The organism is Solirubrobacter ginsenosidimutans, from assembly GCF_027587205.1.
This window is the reverse complement of the sequence record NZ_JAPDOD010000011.1, coordinates 1-16,790: the sequence shown is the minus strand read 5'-3', so window position 1 is coordinate 16,790 and position 16,790 is coordinate 1. Positions and strand designations below refer to the sequence as shown.

Annotated in this window: 13 protein-coding genes; 6 read left to right on the top strand and 7 right to left on the bottom strand. The window is 69.1% G+C overall.

All coding sequences use genetic code 11. The features are described from left to right. Nucleotides 1–120: 120 nt before the first annotated feature. Nucleotides 121–1,707, bottom strand: coding sequence for an NHL repeat-containing protein (locus OM076_RS13465; protein WP_270040491.1), 1,587 nt, complete (start codon nucleotides 1,705–1,707; stop codon nucleotides 121–123). A gap of 642 nt (nucleotides 1,708–2,349) precedes the next feature. Here OM076_RS13465 and OM076_RS13460 point away from each other — a divergent pair. Together OM076_RS13460 and OM076_RS13455 are read left to right on the top strand one after the other, a co-directional pair. Continuing rightward, nucleotides 2,350–3,099, top strand: a complete 750-nt coding sequence (locus OM076_RS13460) for a protein NO VEIN domain-containing protein (RefSeq protein WP_270040490.1) — start codon at nucleotides 2,350–2,352, stop codon at nucleotides 3,097–3,099. Nucleotides 3,100–3,318: 219 nt separating this feature from the next. After that, nucleotides 3,319–4,377: a PKD domain-containing protein gene (locus OM076_RS13455; RefSeq protein WP_270040488.1), complete on the top strand. Its 1,059-nt coding sequence runs from the start codon at nucleotides 3,319–3,321 to the stop codon at nucleotides 4,375–4,377. 327 nt (nucleotides 4,378–4,704) lie between these two features. On the opposite strand, the gene OM076_RS13450 is transcribed toward OM076_RS13455, so the two are convergent. Further along, the gene (locus OM076_RS13450) at nucleotides 4,705–6,072 is read right to left on the bottom strand and encodes a CorA family divalent cation transporter (RefSeq protein ID WP_270040487.1); all 1,368 of its coding nucleotides are present in this window, start codon (nucleotides 6,070–6,072) and stop codon (nucleotides 4,705–4,707) included. Between the two features lie 146 nt (nucleotides 6,073–6,218). On the opposite strand from OM076_RS13450, the gene OM076_RS13445 reads away from it, so the two are divergent. Both OM076_RS13445 and OM076_RS13440 read left to right on the top strand, forming a co-directional pair. After that, the gene (locus OM076_RS13445; RefSeq protein ID WP_270040486.1) at nucleotides 6,219–6,590 is read left to right on the top strand and encodes a hypothetical protein; all 372 of its coding nucleotides are present in this window, start codon (nucleotides 6,219–6,221) and stop codon (nucleotides 6,588–6,590) included. Between the two features lie 91 nt (nucleotides 6,591–6,681). After that, the gene (locus OM076_RS13440; protein WP_270040485.1) at nucleotides 6,682–8,634 is read left to right on the top strand and encodes a hypothetical protein; all 1,953 of its coding nucleotides are present in this window, start codon (nucleotides 6,682–6,684) and stop codon (nucleotides 8,632–8,634) included. Nucleotides 8,635–9,163: 529 nt separating this feature from the next. On the opposite strand, the gene OM076_RS13435 is transcribed toward OM076_RS13440, so the two are convergent. Next, entirely contained in the window at nucleotides 9,164–9,898 is a 735-nt protein-coding gene (locus tag OM076_RS13435; RefSeq protein WP_270040484.1) for a hypothetical protein, read from the bottom strand. Between the two features lie 827 nt (nucleotides 9,899–10,725). Between OM076_RS13435 and OM076_RS13430 the strand changes: the two genes are divergently transcribed. Together OM076_RS13430 and OM076_RS13425 are read left to right on the top strand one after the other, a co-directional pair. Further along, the gene (locus OM076_RS13430; protein ID WP_270040483.1) at nucleotides 10,726–13,116 is read left to right on the top strand and encodes a PLL family lectin; all 2,391 of its coding nucleotides are present in this window, start codon (nucleotides 10,726–10,728) and stop codon (nucleotides 13,114–13,116) included. 376 nt (nucleotides 13,117–13,492) lie between these two features. Then, on the top strand, nucleotides 13,493–13,681 hold the full coding sequence (locus OM076_RS13425; RefSeq protein WP_270040482.1) for a hypothetical protein: 189 nt from the start codon (nucleotides 13,493–13,495) through the stop codon (nucleotides 13,679–13,681). 170 nt (nucleotides 13,682–13,851) lie between these two features. Here OM076_RS13425 and OM076_RS13420 read toward each other — a convergent pair whose 3' ends face one another. From OM076_RS13420 to OM076_RS13405, 4 genes are all read right to left on the bottom strand, one after another. After that, the gene (locus OM076_RS13420; RefSeq protein ID WP_270040481.1) at nucleotides 13,852–14,355 is read right to left on the bottom strand and encodes a site-specific integrase; all 504 of its coding nucleotides are present in this window, start codon (nucleotides 14,353–14,355) and stop codon (nucleotides 13,852–13,854) included. A 235-nt stretch (nucleotides 14,356–14,590) separates the two neighbouring features. Next, nucleotides 14,591–15,097, bottom strand: coding sequence for a hypothetical protein (locus OM076_RS13415; RefSeq protein WP_270040480.1), 507 nt, complete (start codon nucleotides 15,095–15,097; stop codon nucleotides 14,591–14,593). A gap of 229 nt (nucleotides 15,098–15,326) precedes the next feature. Next, nucleotides 15,327–15,920, bottom strand: a complete 594-nt coding sequence (locus OM076_RS13410; protein ID WP_270040479.1) for a CheR family methyltransferase — start codon at nucleotides 15,918–15,920, stop codon at nucleotides 15,327–15,329. Further along, a complete protein-coding gene (locus OM076_RS13405; RefSeq protein WP_270040478.1) occupies nucleotides 15,913–16,722 on the bottom strand; it encodes a hypothetical protein in 810 nt (269 codons plus the stop codon). Before OM076_RS13405 ends, OM076_RS13410 begins: the two co-directional genes overlap by 8 nt. Nucleotides 16,723–16,790: the final 68 nt, after the last annotated feature.

Here is a 16,790-nt window from a genome sequence, read left to right as displayed (position 1 = left end):
CCGCCGTGACCCCGGGCAAATGGTGCGCCTGGCAAGCGAGTGGCTAAGCACGCTGCTCCGGCCAGGACCGACGGCGTGCAACGGTTAGCTCCGCCGATCAGTCGCGCCACGGCGGCGGGCCTAGAAGTCGCTTCCTCCGAGCGTTTCCACTCCCATCCGCGAGTCCCACTCCGGTTGCGTTCTGAAGATTCCGCGACGTCGATCGCCGCAGGCGTACTGTCGTCTGAACACGATCCCGCTGCGCTGCAGCTCGATCGATGCGATCGAGTCGCACGTCTCCGTCACGTTGTCGAGGTCGTATTCGTCGCGGTACCGGATCTCGCAATCGACGCGTCGGGTTCCGAATCTCCGGCAGCGATCGGAGCGATAGATGACGTAATTCGCTTGCTCCTCCTGAGCGTCGCCCAGCAGCTCCTTCGCGCGCGCCACGCCGAGTTCGCGTGCCGCGAGGACCGTCACCTCATCGCGCGCTGTCGTGGCGCCCTCGCTGTGGAGTGCGACGCGCAAGGTGTAGAGGCGTCCGTTCGGCTGCTGATTGACGCGTAGCGTCGCGTGGCCAAGTCCGACGGGCTGGCGCGTGCGGGCCATCACGTCGCCGCCGCGCACCAGTTCGAGCGTCGCGACGCCGGCGCGGCTCGTCTCGATGACCGCCGTCAGGCGCTTGGGGCCGATCGAGGTGTCGCGCAACGCCACCAGAGCCCAGGCCGAAGGTCCGCGCGGCAGGTAGACGACACCGCGGTCGCTGGCGATCAACAGCCCCTCATGCGCGGCTTGGCCGAGGCCGCGAGCGGTCACCGAGCGTCCTGCGAAGTCCCACTGATGCCGGGCTCCCGAACGGAGGATCAGCGCGGGTCCGTTGGCCTGGGGCGCCAGCGTTCGCAGCCGACCTGACGAGTTGGTCCACAACAGAGCGCCGTCCGCGAGCGACTCGACGTCGCCGGTGGTATCCGCTGAGTCGGTGAGCAGCTCCGTGCTGCCGTCCGGCCGCACGTGCCGCAACCCGCCCTGGTCGCTCACGACGAATCCGCCATCGCGGGCGAGGGCCAACCCGGACGGCCCTTCCAAGGACTGGCGATCGGCGTCCGCGACCGTCGTGATGACGCCGAACGCGTCGACGGCGCGCACCCGCCGGTTGCCAGTGTCGGCGAACAGGAACCCACCTGAGGGCAAGGGCACGATGCCTTGGCTGTCATCGAAGTCCAGCGAGAGCTGTGCGGCCGACGCTGCGGCGCCGTCGCCGCTGAACCCGCGTCCGGCGCCACCGGCGACGACGATCGGCTGACGTCCAGGTACCCAGCGGCGAATGACGTTTGACGTGCCGTCGACTCCCAGCACGCTCCCGTCCGAGGCAACCGCCAGCCCGGTGGCGTCAAAGCCCCGCACGCGCACGCGTCGGCCATCCGGCCACAGCTGCCAGGTCGGCGCGCTCGCCGACGACGGCAGGTTCGAGACCAGGACGCTGCCGTCGGGCAGCATCGCGACGTCGTGCGGCCACGCTAAGCCGCGGGCGAGCACGAACACGCCATCGCTCTCGTATGCCCCCCGCGCACTCGGCACTACCAGACCGAGCACCAGCACCCCGATCAGGGCGGCCCGACGCCCGACGCGACGACCCACGCCGCGGCGGCGCTCCCACGATCGTGCGATCTCCCGCCGGCCATCGGTCCGGTCCCTTCGCCGAACCCAGACACCCAGGATCAGCGCCACCCGTCCGTGCGGTCGTCCACCCATCGCTTCGTCTCCGTGATCGTCACCGCAACCCTACGCCTGCCCCTCCTCTCGGGCCATCGGGTGAACGCCTTATCCTGCGACAACGTGAAGCCCGATCTCGCGATCGTCCGGCCCGCATGATCGGCTGACGACCAAGCCGACCGCCACGACCGCAGTAGGTGCTCGTGAGACGTGCCACACGCAACTCGACGACGGTGAGCTCTAAACGTTTCGGCCCCCGCCACCGCAAGCGGACCACGTCGCCGCCCCCCGACCTGACAGGCCGCCGTACGTGCGGCCTGCCGTCGCCGACCACGCCCACGTCGTCGAACTCCCTGGCTCCGGGTCGAGGCAGCGGTCGGCGTCATAAGCCCCATTGAAGGGCGATGCGGTGTTGGCGCCTGTCCGTCCGGGCCATTCTTGTCGCGGGGCCTGCCCACCGGATTGCTCGTCCTGGATACTCCGGGCACGTCGGCAAGGACGCCATACCAAAGGAGCTACATCGTGTCGCGAGCATTCATCCAGAGTTGGCGACGAGAGACGTGGCAGGACGCTGAGGACCGCGGAACTGCTGGCGACCCGCTCATTCACACTGCGAGTGATCAGTTTCTGTCTCGCGGCGTGCAAGCAGGCGACCGCATGTACGTACTCGGCAACGATCATGGCCGGCTGATCGTTATCGGTCGCATGACAGTCGAGTCGGTGCTCGACTTTCAGGCAGCGAAAGCCCGGTTCGGACCCAACATCTGGGACGCCGCATGGCACCTGATCGCGAGCGACGCGACGCCCCAGCGGTTCGATCGGGTCGTCCCGGAAGCCGATGCCCGAGCGATCACTGGAGCCTCTGGCAAGCCGCTGCGAATCGCTCCGGGGGCTTATCAACTCGACTCCCAGACACTGATGACGGTCAGACAGATCACTGCAGCTAGCGCCGAGATTCTCGATCGCGCCCTGATGGAGTCCGGAGCAGAAGAACCGTCTAGCGCAATCGCCACGACGGCAATCGTCCGTCGTCTTTCGGCGGCCGAGTGCAAGGTCGTCGAGGAGCGGGCGATGACCGTCGCGCTTGACGAGCTGAGGCGCGCCGGATGGAGCAAGATCACACGCACGGCTGAACGCTTCTCCTGGGACTATGAGGTCCAGGAGGGCGCCGCCGCCGCTCGCGTCGAAGTGAAGGGAAGCACTCGCACTATCAAATCGATCGAACTCACGCGCAAGGAAGTGGACAGCGCGCGGACCTACCCGCATTCGATACTTGTGCTCGTAAGCGACATCGCGCTGGATCGTGCGGGCCCGACGGCGCAAGGCGGGCACGCGACGATCGACGACCCGTGGGAGATCGTCGAGGAGCAGCTTCGCGCTGAGCGCTTCAGCTACCGCCTCAGTTGACCTCGAGCCGTCGGGACGTCGAATGAGCCGGCCCAGCTTCGCCACCGCTCCCGGGGCGAGCGGATCATTCGCCATAACCCGCCTTCGAGGGCACTCTCAGAGTCGGTGGCGGTTCGTCCCTAGAGCGTGCCCACCCGTCGCGAGCGGCGACATCGGCAACGCTCGAATGTTTGTTGATCTGTCCCACAGGCCTCTCCACTGCGCGTAGGCTGCGCGGTCATGGGACGACTGGTCACGGTGCTCGCGGTTGCGGCAGTCGCGCTCGCGGCCGGCGTGAGCGCCGCCGACGCCGCTTACCCCATTGCGCACCCGCCGACGTACGTCCAGTCGGGGGCCGGCGTGTTTGAGTGGCAGATTCGCACTTCGAGCGCGGGCAGCTCCACAGGCGCCGTCGCGTACAAGCTCAGCACCGAGAGCGTCTGGCACCGCTGCAACAAGGACCTCCCGGCGCGCCTGAGCGACATCCCCGAGGGCGCCTACTCCATCACCTTCGCCGACGACATCAGCCTCGACTGGTACAACGCGCGCGGCTTGCTCTTCAGCGGGTTCACGCAGCCGTGTTGGGACAACCCGACAACGTACGCGCCGCAGACCACGCCGACCACGGCGATGCTCTACGTCGATGCCACCCCGCCGACGGTCTCCGAGCCCTCGCCCATCATCGCGGGCTTGGACATGCTGGTCAGCGTCGAGACCAGCGATGCCGTCTCAGGCGTCGCGAGCATCGAGTGGAGCACCGGCGATGGCGCCTCGTACTCCGGGAAGTCGTGGGTTCGCCACACGTACCTGCTCGCCGGGACATGGACCGGGTCGGTCACCGTCGTCGACCAAGCCGGCAATCGCACCACGCGCCCATATACGGTCACGGTCGCGCCGAGCGCTCCTCCGACGGCCGCCAAGCAGCCGCCGGCCGCCATCCCGACCCCGGTTCCCGCCGCGGACACCACCGCACCACTGCTGCGCGTCGACGCGCAGTCCCGGCAACGTCTCCGCACGCGTCGGGCAGCAGTTGTGACCGTGAGCTGCTCGGAGCGTTGCAGCGCGAGCGCCACAGGAGTGCTGACCGTCGGTGGCCGGCGCCATGCGCTGCGGGCGAGCTCTCGCGAGTTGCTCGCCGACCAGCCCGGGAGCGTTCGGGTCGCGTTGAGCTCGCAGGCGCAGCAGGCGCTCAGTCGCGCATCCCGCCGAGGACGGCGGCCCGTCGCGGTCATCCGCGTCACCGTCCAAGACGCGGTCGGCAACCGCGCGAGCAAGACGGTCAGCGTCAGCGCCGTCTGAACGAGCGACGTGCTCGACCTCCCTTGGACGAAACATCACCCGCTCGATGAGCGTTGCCGGGCGTGATGAGTTCCATGTTCCGGGGCGTCACGCGGTATCGCGCGTCAGCGAGTGTCGACCGGCGTAAGAACCGCCTGACCGAGGTCAACGCGGCGGCGTTGGGGCACGTCGACCGGCTGGCGATGACCTTCGTCCAACGGCCGCCCGCGCTCGCCGAGCGCGACGCCGACCGCCGGCGGCTCCCGGCGGTGCAGCGCTGGCCGTCAGCGTTCGCGCTTCCCGCGCGGCTGCGACGCCCGGCACGTCGAGGGCAGCGGGGTAAGCGGGTCACTTCCGATGTCCGCGCCCTCGTTGCCCGCGTATGGCGGCGTACGCGAGCACCCCGCTCAGCACCATCGCAGCGATCATCAGGCCGAATCCAAGCCAGGTTCCCTCGCCGGGCAGCCGCGTGTTGGCTCCGAAGATCCCCGCTACGAGCGTCGGTATCAATACGACGGCCGCCACGATCGCGACGAGCTCCTGGAAGTGCTCGGCCCGCCGGCTCTGCTGCGCGAAGGCAAGCGTGGCGTGGAGGTCGATCGACGCTCGCAGCGTGTCACCGAGTGCGCGGAGGTTCGCCAGCGCCCGATCAATGATGTCGTCAATCCGTTCAGCCTCGACGCCGTCGGTGGCGTGCGCGAACCAGACAAGCCGCGGATTCTTGGACATCCCCGGCTGGTTGAGCGCCTCAAGATGTTCCTTGAGGTGAGCGATCAGCCCACGCATGCGCAGCAACGTGACGGTTTCCGTCCGTTCGCGACGCCGAAAGAAGTCCAGCTCCCACTGGTCGTGCCAGGCGTAGAGGACCCTGCGGCTGCGCGTGTAGGTCCGGGCCAGTTCGTAGAGCACCATGAGACCGAGGTCGCCCGCACTCGACAGGCCAGACGCTGGCCAGCGCTCGGCGATCTCTTCCACCAGCGAGGAGTGATCCTCCGGGGTCAACTCGCCCGCCTCGTCGGCGCCGTCGCGCGTGATCCGGGCACGGTGCCAGCACGAGACGAGCCAACGCTCACCGGCCAGAAACTCGACCGGCTGGAATACGAGGCTGCCGGCCTTGCTCTCGTCGACGTTGTCAGGGTTGGCCTCGTCCTCTTCGGCTCGCACTGCGAACGAAGACACGCAGCGGACTGCGGTGTCTTCGGTGTACGCGCGAACCTTCGGCAGGGAATCCGCCTCGAACAGGTCCTCGAGCATGGCCAGGTTCAACTGGTTCTCGCAGAGCGGCTGCAGCAGCCCCAGCAGGGCTGAGGCCTCGCTCAGCTGCGAGACATCCACGTCCAGCCAGAGAACTCCGTCGCCTGCTCGCGCGGCCGAGAACATCAACTCCCGCGGTGGCTGCCCAGCCCTCCAAAATGTCACGCGGATCGCTTCGTCGGCCGCTGCGATTGGCAGGTTCGTCTCAGGAGACGATCGCCCGCGCAATGAAAGGCGTACGGTCCCGTATCGCTCGACTTCGGTGAAAGGCGGCTCGACCAAGAGTCCGGCCACGTCGAGCGCCTCGGCGATCCGATGACGAACCGGTGTGGTGAGCCGGTGGACCCCGAAGCGGTCGAGCAGGGTAGTGACCTTGCGCCAGGTCCGGCGTGAGGATGTCGAGGCCGCGACCTCCTCCGCGAGCGCCTCGGCCGTGGCCCGGTCCGCTTGTAGATTCGTCATTGCCTCTCGCTCAGAAACGGGATCGCGACGCTCGAGGGCGCCCGGCAAACGTCGGCATCACTCTGCGTCCTTCAGAGACGTCCAGGGCAACTCCGACCAGCGTGCCTCTGGTAGTCGGCTGGAGCCCGCCGATAGGCGTCCAGGGTATGCGGTCGAACATCAAGGCGCACGCCGAGAAGGCGATCGCTAAGGGTTGGCCGGGCTCCCTGGTCATCAACTGCCCCGGTTCCGACGCTCGCCGCGACCGCGAGCGGCGTAAGTTCGACACCAATCCGGATCTGCAGGCGCGCGGGGCCACGGCGCACGCCCGGACGCAGAACGCAGTGGCCGAGGTGCTCGAGCGCCATGGCCTCACGCCCATCGCCATGCGTGGTGGCGCGGCCTTCGACGTCGGCCGGGAGTGGAACGGCGTCCTACACATCGTGGAGGTCAAGAGCCTCACGAGGCGAAGCCCACCTCGTCAAGCTCACCACCCGGATAGGTCCGCGGCTGGGCCCGCGTTGCGGCGAGCGCCCTGAGCGTCGCGTCCGCTCTCGCACGCAGTGGCTCGGAGGGAGGCCGGCGATCGGTGGCGCGTACCGGGCGGGCGCTGGTCTCAGGATCAGGTGTTTGCCGGATGACGGATCTGGTTCTGAGTGGGAGGATCTTTTCGTGGTCGGCGCGTGTGTCAAGGCCGTTGCTGGGATCGTCGCGGTTGCGCTGGTGGTCTGCGTTCCGGTGGCGGGGGGCGCGACGTTCGCGGACCCGGGAGCGCGTGTCTTCACGCTCGTGCCGCACGGGTCGATCTCCGCGTTGGCCGAGTTGGCGAACGGTGACGTCGTGTTTGCCGTGCGGGGCCAGCACGACTACCTCGGGGACGCGCCGGGGAAGTTGATGCGACTAGCCGCGGACGGCGGCGTGCACGTGGTCCGCACGGACGGCGCCTCCTTGCTCGCCGCGGACTCACCGAGCACCGTGTTGCGAGTTCCGGAGCCGACACCTGGTGTTTCCGACGTTCACGCGCTCGAACGTGTCGACGTGCTCACCGGGGCGGTGACTCCGGTGGCCGCTCTTCCAGGGGACTGGAGCGACAGCCTCGGAACGCTCGGCATCGATGCAGTGACCGTTCTGGACGATGGCAGCGACCTGGTCGCGAGCCGGCGCGGCATGTTCGCCATCAGCCCAGCGGGGCTCGTGCAGCCATTGCCAAACGGAGCTGATCTCACAGTTCCGCATGGGGCGCTCGCGCCGTTGCCGGGTGGCCGCTTCGCGTACGTCAGCGGCGGGCAGTTGTTCGTCGGCGACCTCGCGGGCAGCCAGCGGCTACTGGCACCCGGCTCGTTCGGCGGGCCCCTCGCGGCGTCGACCGATGGCGGGGTGCTTGCGATGCGATTTGACTGTCGCGCCGCCGGCGAGTTTGACGAGGCCGAACCCGTGTGCGTGACGCTCGTTCACGTCGGAGCAGATGGCGCGTTGACGTCGCTGTTGACGGCGAACCAGCGACCGTACGGGGCGCTGGGCAACGGTGACGGCCTCGGATTGTTCGCCTCCGAGCTGCCGATCGGCGAAGACGAGTACGCCGGTGCGATCTTGCTCGCGCGTGACGGCTCGTTGCTGTTCACCGACGACCAGGGCTTCGAGCAACCGCCCACGAGCCTACGCGCGCTCGTGCCAGCTGCTAGTCCACGGCCGCGAATCGCGATGTCCCATGACGGCTTCGCGACCTTCCAGCGCGGCGTGGTCGGGTACGCGGCCGGCGTACCCGGCGCGATCACGGTCAGCGTGCGCGACCTCGAGACCGGCGCGACAATCGACGGCGGCGGCCAGGCGCCTGCACCCGGCGACGGCGCGCTCGGCCTGCAGTCGGTCCCACCTCCAGGGCGCTATCGCGTGCGTATGAGGCTGACGACGACGACCGGGGGCGGCGCCGGAGCGGTCGTCCACGTCGACACGCGCCGGATGTTGCCGGCCCGCGAGGCTCGTGCGGCGCTCGAGCCGGTCTATGAGCAAAGCGACGGCGATGAGGGGGGCCAGCTGGGCACGGAACTCGGTCGCTGCCGCCGCGACGCGCCGAGAGTCGTGCGCTGTTTGCTGCTGGACTTCAACTTCACGAATGCGCTCGACAGACCGGAGGTCGGTCGCTGGTGGTACACGGCCGAGCCTCTCGGTTGGACGTTTGCGACGCTGCTCAATGACGGGGTCCACACCAGCGATCGCGGTCGGCTGTACGGCGACATCGCCCCCGAGCCGTGTCTTGACGTGGTCACCGCTCGGCGTCCGCACGTCGGACATGCGGGCCGGCTGAACGTTCGCGTGACGGCAGCGTGCACACCGCGGGTTCACGTCGGTCTGCATCTGCGCTGGCGAACCCATGCGGGCAAGCACGAGAGGGTGCTCGCCATCACGCGCACGCTGCACGCCAGGCAGGCCCGAGCAATGGCGTTCAGGCTCCCAGCCGGAGCACGCGCCGCCGTCCGCGCCGGTCGCCGAGTCAATGGAGAGATCGTCGTGCGCGCGGCGCGCCCGACGCGCTACGGCCCCGTCCCGGAAGAACAGGGCATCCCATTCTTTGCGCGTCGTTAGACGCCCGATCTCGAGGCCGCGCCACTGCATCTCGCCGTCCCACTCCCGGCGGCGAGCCGAAGCCGGAGGGTCATCGCAAGAACGCGGGGCAGACGTCCCGGGGTCCGGCAAGGCGCGGGAGCACGGCGCGCCGTCGTCTCAACTTCGCTTGCTGAATGGTCCGGGGCGCGCCGGGCGTGTCGCCGGCGCGTCGCGTGTCCGCCGGCCTGTGGTCTACGTCTCCTGCGAACGCTTGACGAGCGCGGCGATGTCGTCGACGAGCAGTTGCCCTGCGGCACGGCCGGCTTCCGCCTCGCGCAGGCGGCTACCGGCGGGTCCGGGCACTGACCGGCCCGGTCACGGCCACCACGGCTCATGGCTCCTGATGGCTGGCCAGGGCTGCAGGCGGCTTGTCGGTCTGCGCGTTATCGAGCGCGAACGAGCCAGCGTCGTCAGCGACACGGCGTCGCTCGCGGCGGCCACTTGAGTGCCAATGCTTTCAGGAGCCCGACCGCGTTTTGCTCAGGGTGGCCCTTCTACCGCTCGCCGTCTAACCGCTTCCCAATCTGTCGGCTAGATCTGCGAGCAATTCGAGCGTGCGGTTCGTACGATCATGATTTTCGGCGGCTTCGCGGCGATACGCGTCGGCGTCGAACCTATCCGGATGCGCGCGCATGGCGCGGCGGTGCTGCTCGCGGAGCAAGTTGTCGGCTTCGACGTGCATGAGGGTCAAGCTGATGAGGCGCCACGCTTCGTCCGTGGACCAGATCGCAATCGACTGTTTGTCCTCGGGCCGCAGCTGGATTGTGGTGTCCATCGTCTCAGGGAGCAGTGGATTGTCGCCCGTTTTGTCACGCTCATGCTGGTAATTCAGCACGGCACTTCGAAGGTCGTCCATGAGGAGTCTCACTGATCCCAACGCCTGTCGTCGCTCTCCGGCGAGCGTCCGCTCCGCCCTCGCCGTGTCGAGCCGTTCCTCTCGGTCCGCTCTGGCCGCGTCCAGTCGTTCCTCTCGCTCCGCTCTCGCCGCGTCCAACCGCTCCTCCCGCTCGGCACGGGTCGATTCGATCCCCTCCATCGTGGTGCGGTTGATGCGGCCACCCAGCATCACGCCGCCGATACCGCCGACGAGTGCCGCGATCAACGTGCTGGCTGGCACGACGAACGCCCGCCACCACGCGTCAGGTTGGTCGACCAGCTCAACGCTTAATCGCGTGGAGGTCGGAGTTGGCGTGGGCGTCGAAACCTGCGCAACGAGCAACCCGATGCTTTGCAGAGCGTTCACGGCGCGCGCAATCTAACCCGCCTCCAGGACGGTATGACTTCCGGTCCGAATGCGCGTCTAAGAGTCCAGCGACGGGATGCCGGGAGCGGCTGAGCAGCATCATGATATGCGCGGACGCGAATGGGCCGAGCTCGGGAGCGCTAGCAGCCGGTCAGCCACGTCCTCGTCGCGCAGGATCGGGTCGGTGAGCCCTTCCGCGGCTGCGAGATCGCTTTCATGCCCAGCGGGCGCGGAGATCGCCGCGCGTGCGCACCGGGACGCACTCAGCTCGGCAGCCCGCGGCGCCACTGCCACGTGAACGCGCCGCTGCGCCAGGTTACCGTCGATTTCCTTCCCGGCCATGCTGCGGACTCCGTGAGGTCGTCGCCGGGTCGTGACGCTCCGCAGAATCCGGCCGCCGATGACGTGGCCGCGATAATGCGCAAGCAGGGCATGTGGATCCTGCTGCACGCGTGGGGGCTGGTGCCCGAGTCGCTAACGGTCGACGGGATTGTCGTGAGGGCCGCCGCTGACGGCGCGCGTAAAGGACAGAGCGTGAACGCTGTGCTCGTCCTAAGCGCTACGCCATATTCCGGCTCGACATGCGCACGTCTGGGTGCGTGCCTTTGGCATATCCGCGACTCGGCGATGAGCACCCCGTCGAAGGGTCACCCTCCCGACGCTCGGCCTCTCCAGCTCCGTCCGCCTCGGCCCCGGGGAAGGTCACGTGCGCCCCGACTCCCACACGGAGGAAGGCGATGTACACCCACATGCCGGTTCCGCGGCCACGACGCCGTGCCCCGCGACGCACGCAATGGCGACGCCGCGCGTTACACGCTGTGTGGCGTGTGATCGCGCTCGCCGCGGTGTTCACTTTGCCGGGCATCAGCGACGCCGCGGCGTCACCAGCGGATCCCACCGGGGACAGTTGCACCGGCACCCCGGGATGGGAGTTGCATCAACGCGCGAGCGGCAACCGCCGCGTCGAGCTCGTCTCTAGCGGCGAGTCGATGATCACCGACTACGCCCAAGAGCCCGACACCAAGGCGTGGCTGCCGCGGACCGCGGTGCTCGTCGACAATCGCCACGGAACCACGACGTCGATCGACTACGCGCAGCGCAGCTACATCGCCACGTCGCTGCGGGACGCGGCCGCCGCAACGGAACGAGAGCAGGCGCTCGTCCGCAAGTCGCAGGTCGCGTTCGCCGGCGGCTCCAAGCCGCTGGTAGGCGTCCCGCAGCCGCGCAAACCCAGCTTCCGTGGCCGTTCTAGGGTCGCTGGGCTGTCAGCGGTGAGCTATCAGGCTTCGCAGCCGTTCCTGACTCGAGGCTGGTACGCCGCGAACCTGCCGGTCGCGCCCGCCTCGATGCGTCGGCTCTCGCCGACGCTCACGATCGCGAAGGCTCCGCCCAACGTCGCGCTCCGGCTCCAGTACCGCGACGCCGCGGGCCATTGGCATGTCGTGCTCCGCACTACCAGCGTCCAGCACACGTGCATCCCCAACGACCAGCTGCAGGTTCCGGACGGCTTCACCAAGACCGATGTGCCGGCACCGGGGGAGAGCACCCCGTCGCCCGGGCTGCGAGCGCCGTTTGCGGTGCCGCACGTCACGCGCGGCGCCGGGCCCGTCATGACCCATCCGAACATCTACGTGATCTTCTGGGGCAAGGCGTTCCGCAACGCGTGCTACTCGTGCCTGTACAACACGCTCAGCGATTCCATGTTCAACGGCCGTGGAAGCTTGCTCGACCAGCTCAGCGAGTACGGCATCCGTAACGGCGGCAAGATCGGGATGCGGTTCGTCGACGAGGACCCGCCGCCGGCGGTCGGCTCTGACAACCCACTCACTGGCTACCCGCTGCTCGGAACGTTCATCACCCAGCAGATTCTCCGCGGCCGCGTCGCCGGTGATGCCGGCAACGACGGCCCGCCCGGCATCTGGGAATACAACGACCACGACCCGATGGTCGTCGTCTTCGTGCCTGAGCACGCGGTCGCCTCAAGCTCCTGGTGGGGCTATCACTTCGTGATCCCGACTCTGGCCGGCCTGCTCAACGCGATCCCCGGCGTATCGGTGTTCAAGCCGATGCACCCCGTCCTGCCGATCGCGGTGGTCAAGGCCCCAACGCCGCTCGGCGCAGCCGTCGGTGACGCGGCGTTCAACGACGCGACCGCTCGGGCCACGCACGAGATCGAAGAAGCGGTCACCGACCCCGTGCCGCCGACCGCATGGGAGGATCGGAGCCGGGACCAGTTCAAGGAAGGGGAAATCGCGGACATCTGCGACGCAGAGCCAGCGATGCCGACCGCTACGGGGCCCGACCTGGTCGCGTCGTGGTGGAGCAACCGCGCCGGCGCGTGCATCCCTGCTCCTCCTGCTCCGCCCGCCCCCCGTCCGTGGAGCGAGAAAGCGAAGGTCCCGGGCGTCGGCACAGGCACATCCCCGGCGCTGGCCGTGTTTTACAACCGGCTGTACATGGCGTGGCGAGGCGTCGGCGATGACCACCATCTCTACTGGACGTCGTACGACGGAACGTCATGGGCTCCGCAGCAGAGCTTGGGCATCTCGACCACCGAAACATCGCCTGCGCTCGCCGCATTCGACGGACGCCTATGGATGGCCTGGAAAAACGGCACCAGCATCTACACGAGCTACTTGGACGGATCCTCGTGGACGTCGCAGGCTCGCGTCTCCGGCGTCGGGACGAGCTACGGCCCAGCGCTCACGGCCAACCAGGGCCGGCTGTACATGGCGTGGCGCGGCGTCGGCGATGACCACCATCTGTACTGGACGACGAACGACGGGTCGCGCTGGGCACCGCAGGGAAGCGTTGCCAACACCGTCCCCGAAGCCATCGCGGACGGGCGTCCTGCGCTCGCCGTCGACCACGGTGTCGTCGTGATGGCATGGCGGCGACAGTCTGAGAGCAGCCTCTGGTACGACGTCTTCGACGGCCGCTGGGAGCCGGCGACCAGACTCAACGGCTTCGACAGCACGACCGGAATGGGGCTCGCCGGCACAGGCGACAAGCTGTTCATGGCGTGGAAAGGTATCGGCCCGCAGGTGTACTGGAGCCGCGCCGCCGCTCCGGCCTGGGAGCCGCGGAGCCTCATCGACGGTGCATCCACCGCGACGACCCCGGCGCTCGCCGTCTACAACGGGTTCATCTACGCCGCCTGGCGCGAACCTCGCGCGACCGAACGAGACGGCATCTACTGGGCGAAGCACATCCCGTAGTCAGCGTCTCAAGCGGGCGCGGACGCCGGCCCACGAGTGGGCGGGAGCGCTGCCGGCGCCCGTCCGCCGCCACCCGGCGTAGATTGCTCATTGAGGCTGTCATCACCGATGAGGTCCGTGGCATCCTGGCCGGATCGAGCTCTGCGTGCGGCGGGACTTCGACGCTCATCTGCACCACCTGATCCACACCGTCCACCTGACCTCCGGCACCCGGAGGTACGAGCACGCTACGCGGCCTAACCGGACCGCCCAGGCTCGTCGATGCCGGTTTGGCGGCCAACGCGCAGGTGCGGGTGCTGGTGTACGAGCTCGCGCATGCCGTCGGGTCGGCTATGCGCAGTTCGGTCGCGAGCGGGCCGAGGCGATCGTCGACACGGTGACGTTCATTGTCTGCGGGTCGGTCGGTCTGGATGTCGGCGGCGAGTCGATCCCGTATGTCGCCGGCTGGGGCGAGCAGGGCGCCCTGGAGGCGGTGACGGCGTTCGCGAAGACGATTGACGCCCTCGCGCGTCGGTTGGAGGACGCGCTCGCCGACTCGCCCGCGGACGACGAGGCGGCGGCGTAGACGCGAGCCAGGGCTCAGGCGGCCTCGATGGCGGCGGCGAGGTCGTCATCGAGGTTCTGGGCGCGGCGCAGCGCGCCGCTGATGCGCTGGACCTCGAGTTCGCGGGCGGCGAGCTGGCCGGCGGGCTCGCCGCCGCCGAGGGCGCGCCTCCAGCGCGGACTGGTGGCTGCTCAGCATGCGCGCGAACAGCGATGCGGCGCTGCGTTTGGGTTGGGCGGAGCTGCAGCCGAGGCAGACCAGGCCGCGGGCGCAGTGCTCGCCGGCCGGGAGCGCGCACAGGTGCTTGCCATGTCGCGCAGCTCGACCCTGCGCGCGAACTCGGCCCATTCCGCGGCGTTGGGGGCGCGGAGGCTGTCGGGCCCGTGGAAATCGGCGCAGGCAGCGCCGACGGTCTTGCGGTACTCGTCGATCAGCGTCGCGGGGTAGAGCTTGGCGTAGACCATCACGGTGTCCGGGCTGGCGTTACCGAACAGGGCCTGGATGACGTGGATCGGCGTGTCGTTGTCGAGATGCTCAGACGCGAACGCGCGCCGGCAGTCATGCGGGCGTAGCACCAGCGCGCTGCCGTCCGCGTGCGGGCCGGCGCGTTTCTCGCTGGCGTCCCAGCCGTCGCAGGCCGGGACTTCGTTGGTGCCGTAGGAGCGTTTGACGTGGACGATGATCTGCGCGATCACGCGGCCCAGGCCGTCGCCGATCGGGATCGCGCGGGCGCGGTCGAGCTTCGACGGCTTGACATCGAGGAGCGGGCCACGCGCCCGCCGCTGCTGGTGTTACCAACCAGGCGTCCAGCCGTACCGGTGTTTAACGCTGGCTCGGAAGCACGATGTTGAGGGGCGGCCGGTCGAGTGAGCCTCGTCTGGGAGTCATCCGCCCGCCGTCGGCATGCGGACGCGGAGCGGTTGACCGTAGTCACGCCTTCGGCATAGGGTCGTGACGGCCATGGCCGCGGCGGAGCATCAGCCGAGCGCGCCATCGCAGGCGCGCATCGCCGTGACGGCACTCGACGTAGTCGTGCTGACGGCGGTCGTCGTGGTGCTGGTGTTCCCGCTGGTCGCGCGACTCGCCGCCGACGCGCTGCCGATCGCGCCCGCGCCGGCCGTCTCGCTGCCCCCGCTGCCGTCGGGCGGGCGCGGCGGTGCGCTCAAGAATCTGCCCGTCGGCCTTGTCCGCGGGCCGCCGCCGCGTGTTGCGAAGGACATCGTCCCCGCGGCGGTCGAACTGCTCGGCGCGCCCCGCGCCCACGCGCTGGTGGAGGAGATGCGCAAGGCCCCCGAGCAGATCAGCTCCCTGACAGCACGCGACCACGCCCGCGCCGCTCGCACTGGTCGCCACGGCTGCGCAGGCGGAGACGCCCGAATCGAGCCCGACTGCAGGCCCTGGTGTGACGCCGGTGCGGCTCACCTGCAGGAAGCGCACGTCGTGACCCTCGATCGCGAAGAGCTCTCCCGGGGCTCCGGTCGGAGCGGTGCAGTCCGGGCGCGTGGCTGCCACCGTCGAGGGTGCGGCTTCACCGAACGTCGCAGCCGCAACGGCGGCGGGGAACAGCGACGTTGCGGCCAGGAGCGCGAGTATTTAGAGACGCAAAACGAGTCGAAGGGTACTCACCAACGCAGCGGATCGACCGACCACGTTGACCGAGGACCGCTCACGCGGAACGCACGAAGAAGCCCGGCTCGCGCGGTCGCAGGCCGAGCGACGCCGGGTCCCGGACGGTGTCGGTGCTGCCGACGAAGAGCACGCCACCGTCGCGCAGCGCGGCGCTCAGACGTCGCAGGACGTCCCGGTTGACCGCGTCGTCGAAGAACGGCTGCACATCGCGGTAGAGGATCAGGTCGAAGTCCGACGCGTACGGGTCCCGGCGCAGGTCGTGGGTCCCGAACGCGATGGTGCTCACCAGCCACGGTGCGACGGAGAACGGCGGGCCACCCGGGGCGAAGTAGCGCGCGCGCTGCTCGGCGCTCACGCGGTCGACGTCATGCTCGCTGAACGGTCCGCCCGCGCGGGCGCGCTCGACGAGCCGGGCGTCGAAGTCGGTGGCCATGAGGTCGTGGCCGCCCCCGGGGGCGAGCTCGTCGAGCAGGATGGCCAGCGAGTAGGGCTCCTTGCCGAGGTGGCAGCCGGCGCTCCACGCTCGCAGTGCCGGGCGCCGGGCGACCAGCTCCGGCAGGATCGTGCGCTCCAGCGTCTGCCAGCGGTCGAGGTCGAGAAAGAACTCGGATCCGACCACGACCCTAGGCATGGCCCATCCCCGACGTGCGGAAGTAGGCGTTCAGCTCGCGGGAAGCGAGCCCTTCACCGCGCTTGGAGAACCCGATCCAGCGCAGGTTCTCGAGCTGCCCGACGGCGAGCTCGTGCGGGCCCAGCTGCGCGGCGACCATGCGCCGGACGGTCTCCTGCGCGAACGGCGCGGTCAGGTAGATCATGTCGCGGCGCTCCGCCTTGAACGCGATCGACAGCGTGCGGCCGTCGTTGGCCTCGATCAGCTCGCGTTCCTCGGGCGAGCACCACCGCTGCAACCACGCTCCGGGGTCGCCGCCCTCGCGCCGCCACAGGTAGTAGGCGCGCGGCCGTTCCTCCCCGGTCTCGTCGATCGAGGCCGCGACCATGACCTTGTGCGTCCCGTCGGGTGGACTCGCTCCCGCGGGCACGAAGGCGGCGATCACGGGGGAGACCGCGGCGACCCGGCTCGTGGAGACATAGAGCTTCAGCTCGGCGCGCCGCGCACCCGCCTGACCCCACTCCGCGTAGCCGAGCGCGACGCCCTCGCCGACGTCGCCCGCCAGCTCGCGCAGCCACCCGAAACTCCCTGTGCCGACGCCGGCGAGCAGCTTGTCGACCGCCGGCTGGGCCGCGGCGAACGTCTGCTGGCGGGCGGTATGCAGGAAGCGCGCCCCCTCGAAGCGACCGTCGAGCACCTTGCACGACCACTCGAGCACGCGCGTGTTCGCGCGCATCGCGGTGCAGTAGCGCTCAAACAGCGGCAGGTAGCGGCTGCCGCGGAGCTCCACGGCGTCTCGCAGCTGCGCGTAGCTGTAGAGCACCGCTCTTCACCAGTTGGGGTTGGTGGGGAGGGCGAGGGCGAGGTAGCGGTCGTTTTCGGTGAGCATGA

Coding starts and splice junctions, on each gene's coding strand:
- OM076_RS13450 (WP_270040487.1), bottom strand. CDS start 6,072: ATGACGAATCTACAAGCGGACCGGGCCACGGCCGAGGCGCTCGCGGAG.
- OM076_RS13455 (WP_270040488.1), top strand. CDS start 3,319: ATGGGACGACTGGTCACGGTGCTCGCGGTTGCGGCAGTCGCGCTCGCG.
- OM076_RS13410 (WP_270040479.1), bottom strand. CDS start 15,920: ATGCCTAGGGTCGTGGTCGGATCCGAGTTCTTTCTCGACCTCGACCGC.
- OM076_RS13445 (WP_270040486.1), top strand. CDS start 6,219: ATGCGGTCGAACATCAAGGCGCACGCCGAGAAGGCGATCGCTAAGGGT.
- OM076_RS13460 (WP_270040490.1), top strand. CDS start 2,350: ATGTACGTACTCGGCAACGATCATGGCCGGCTGATCGTTATCGGTCGC.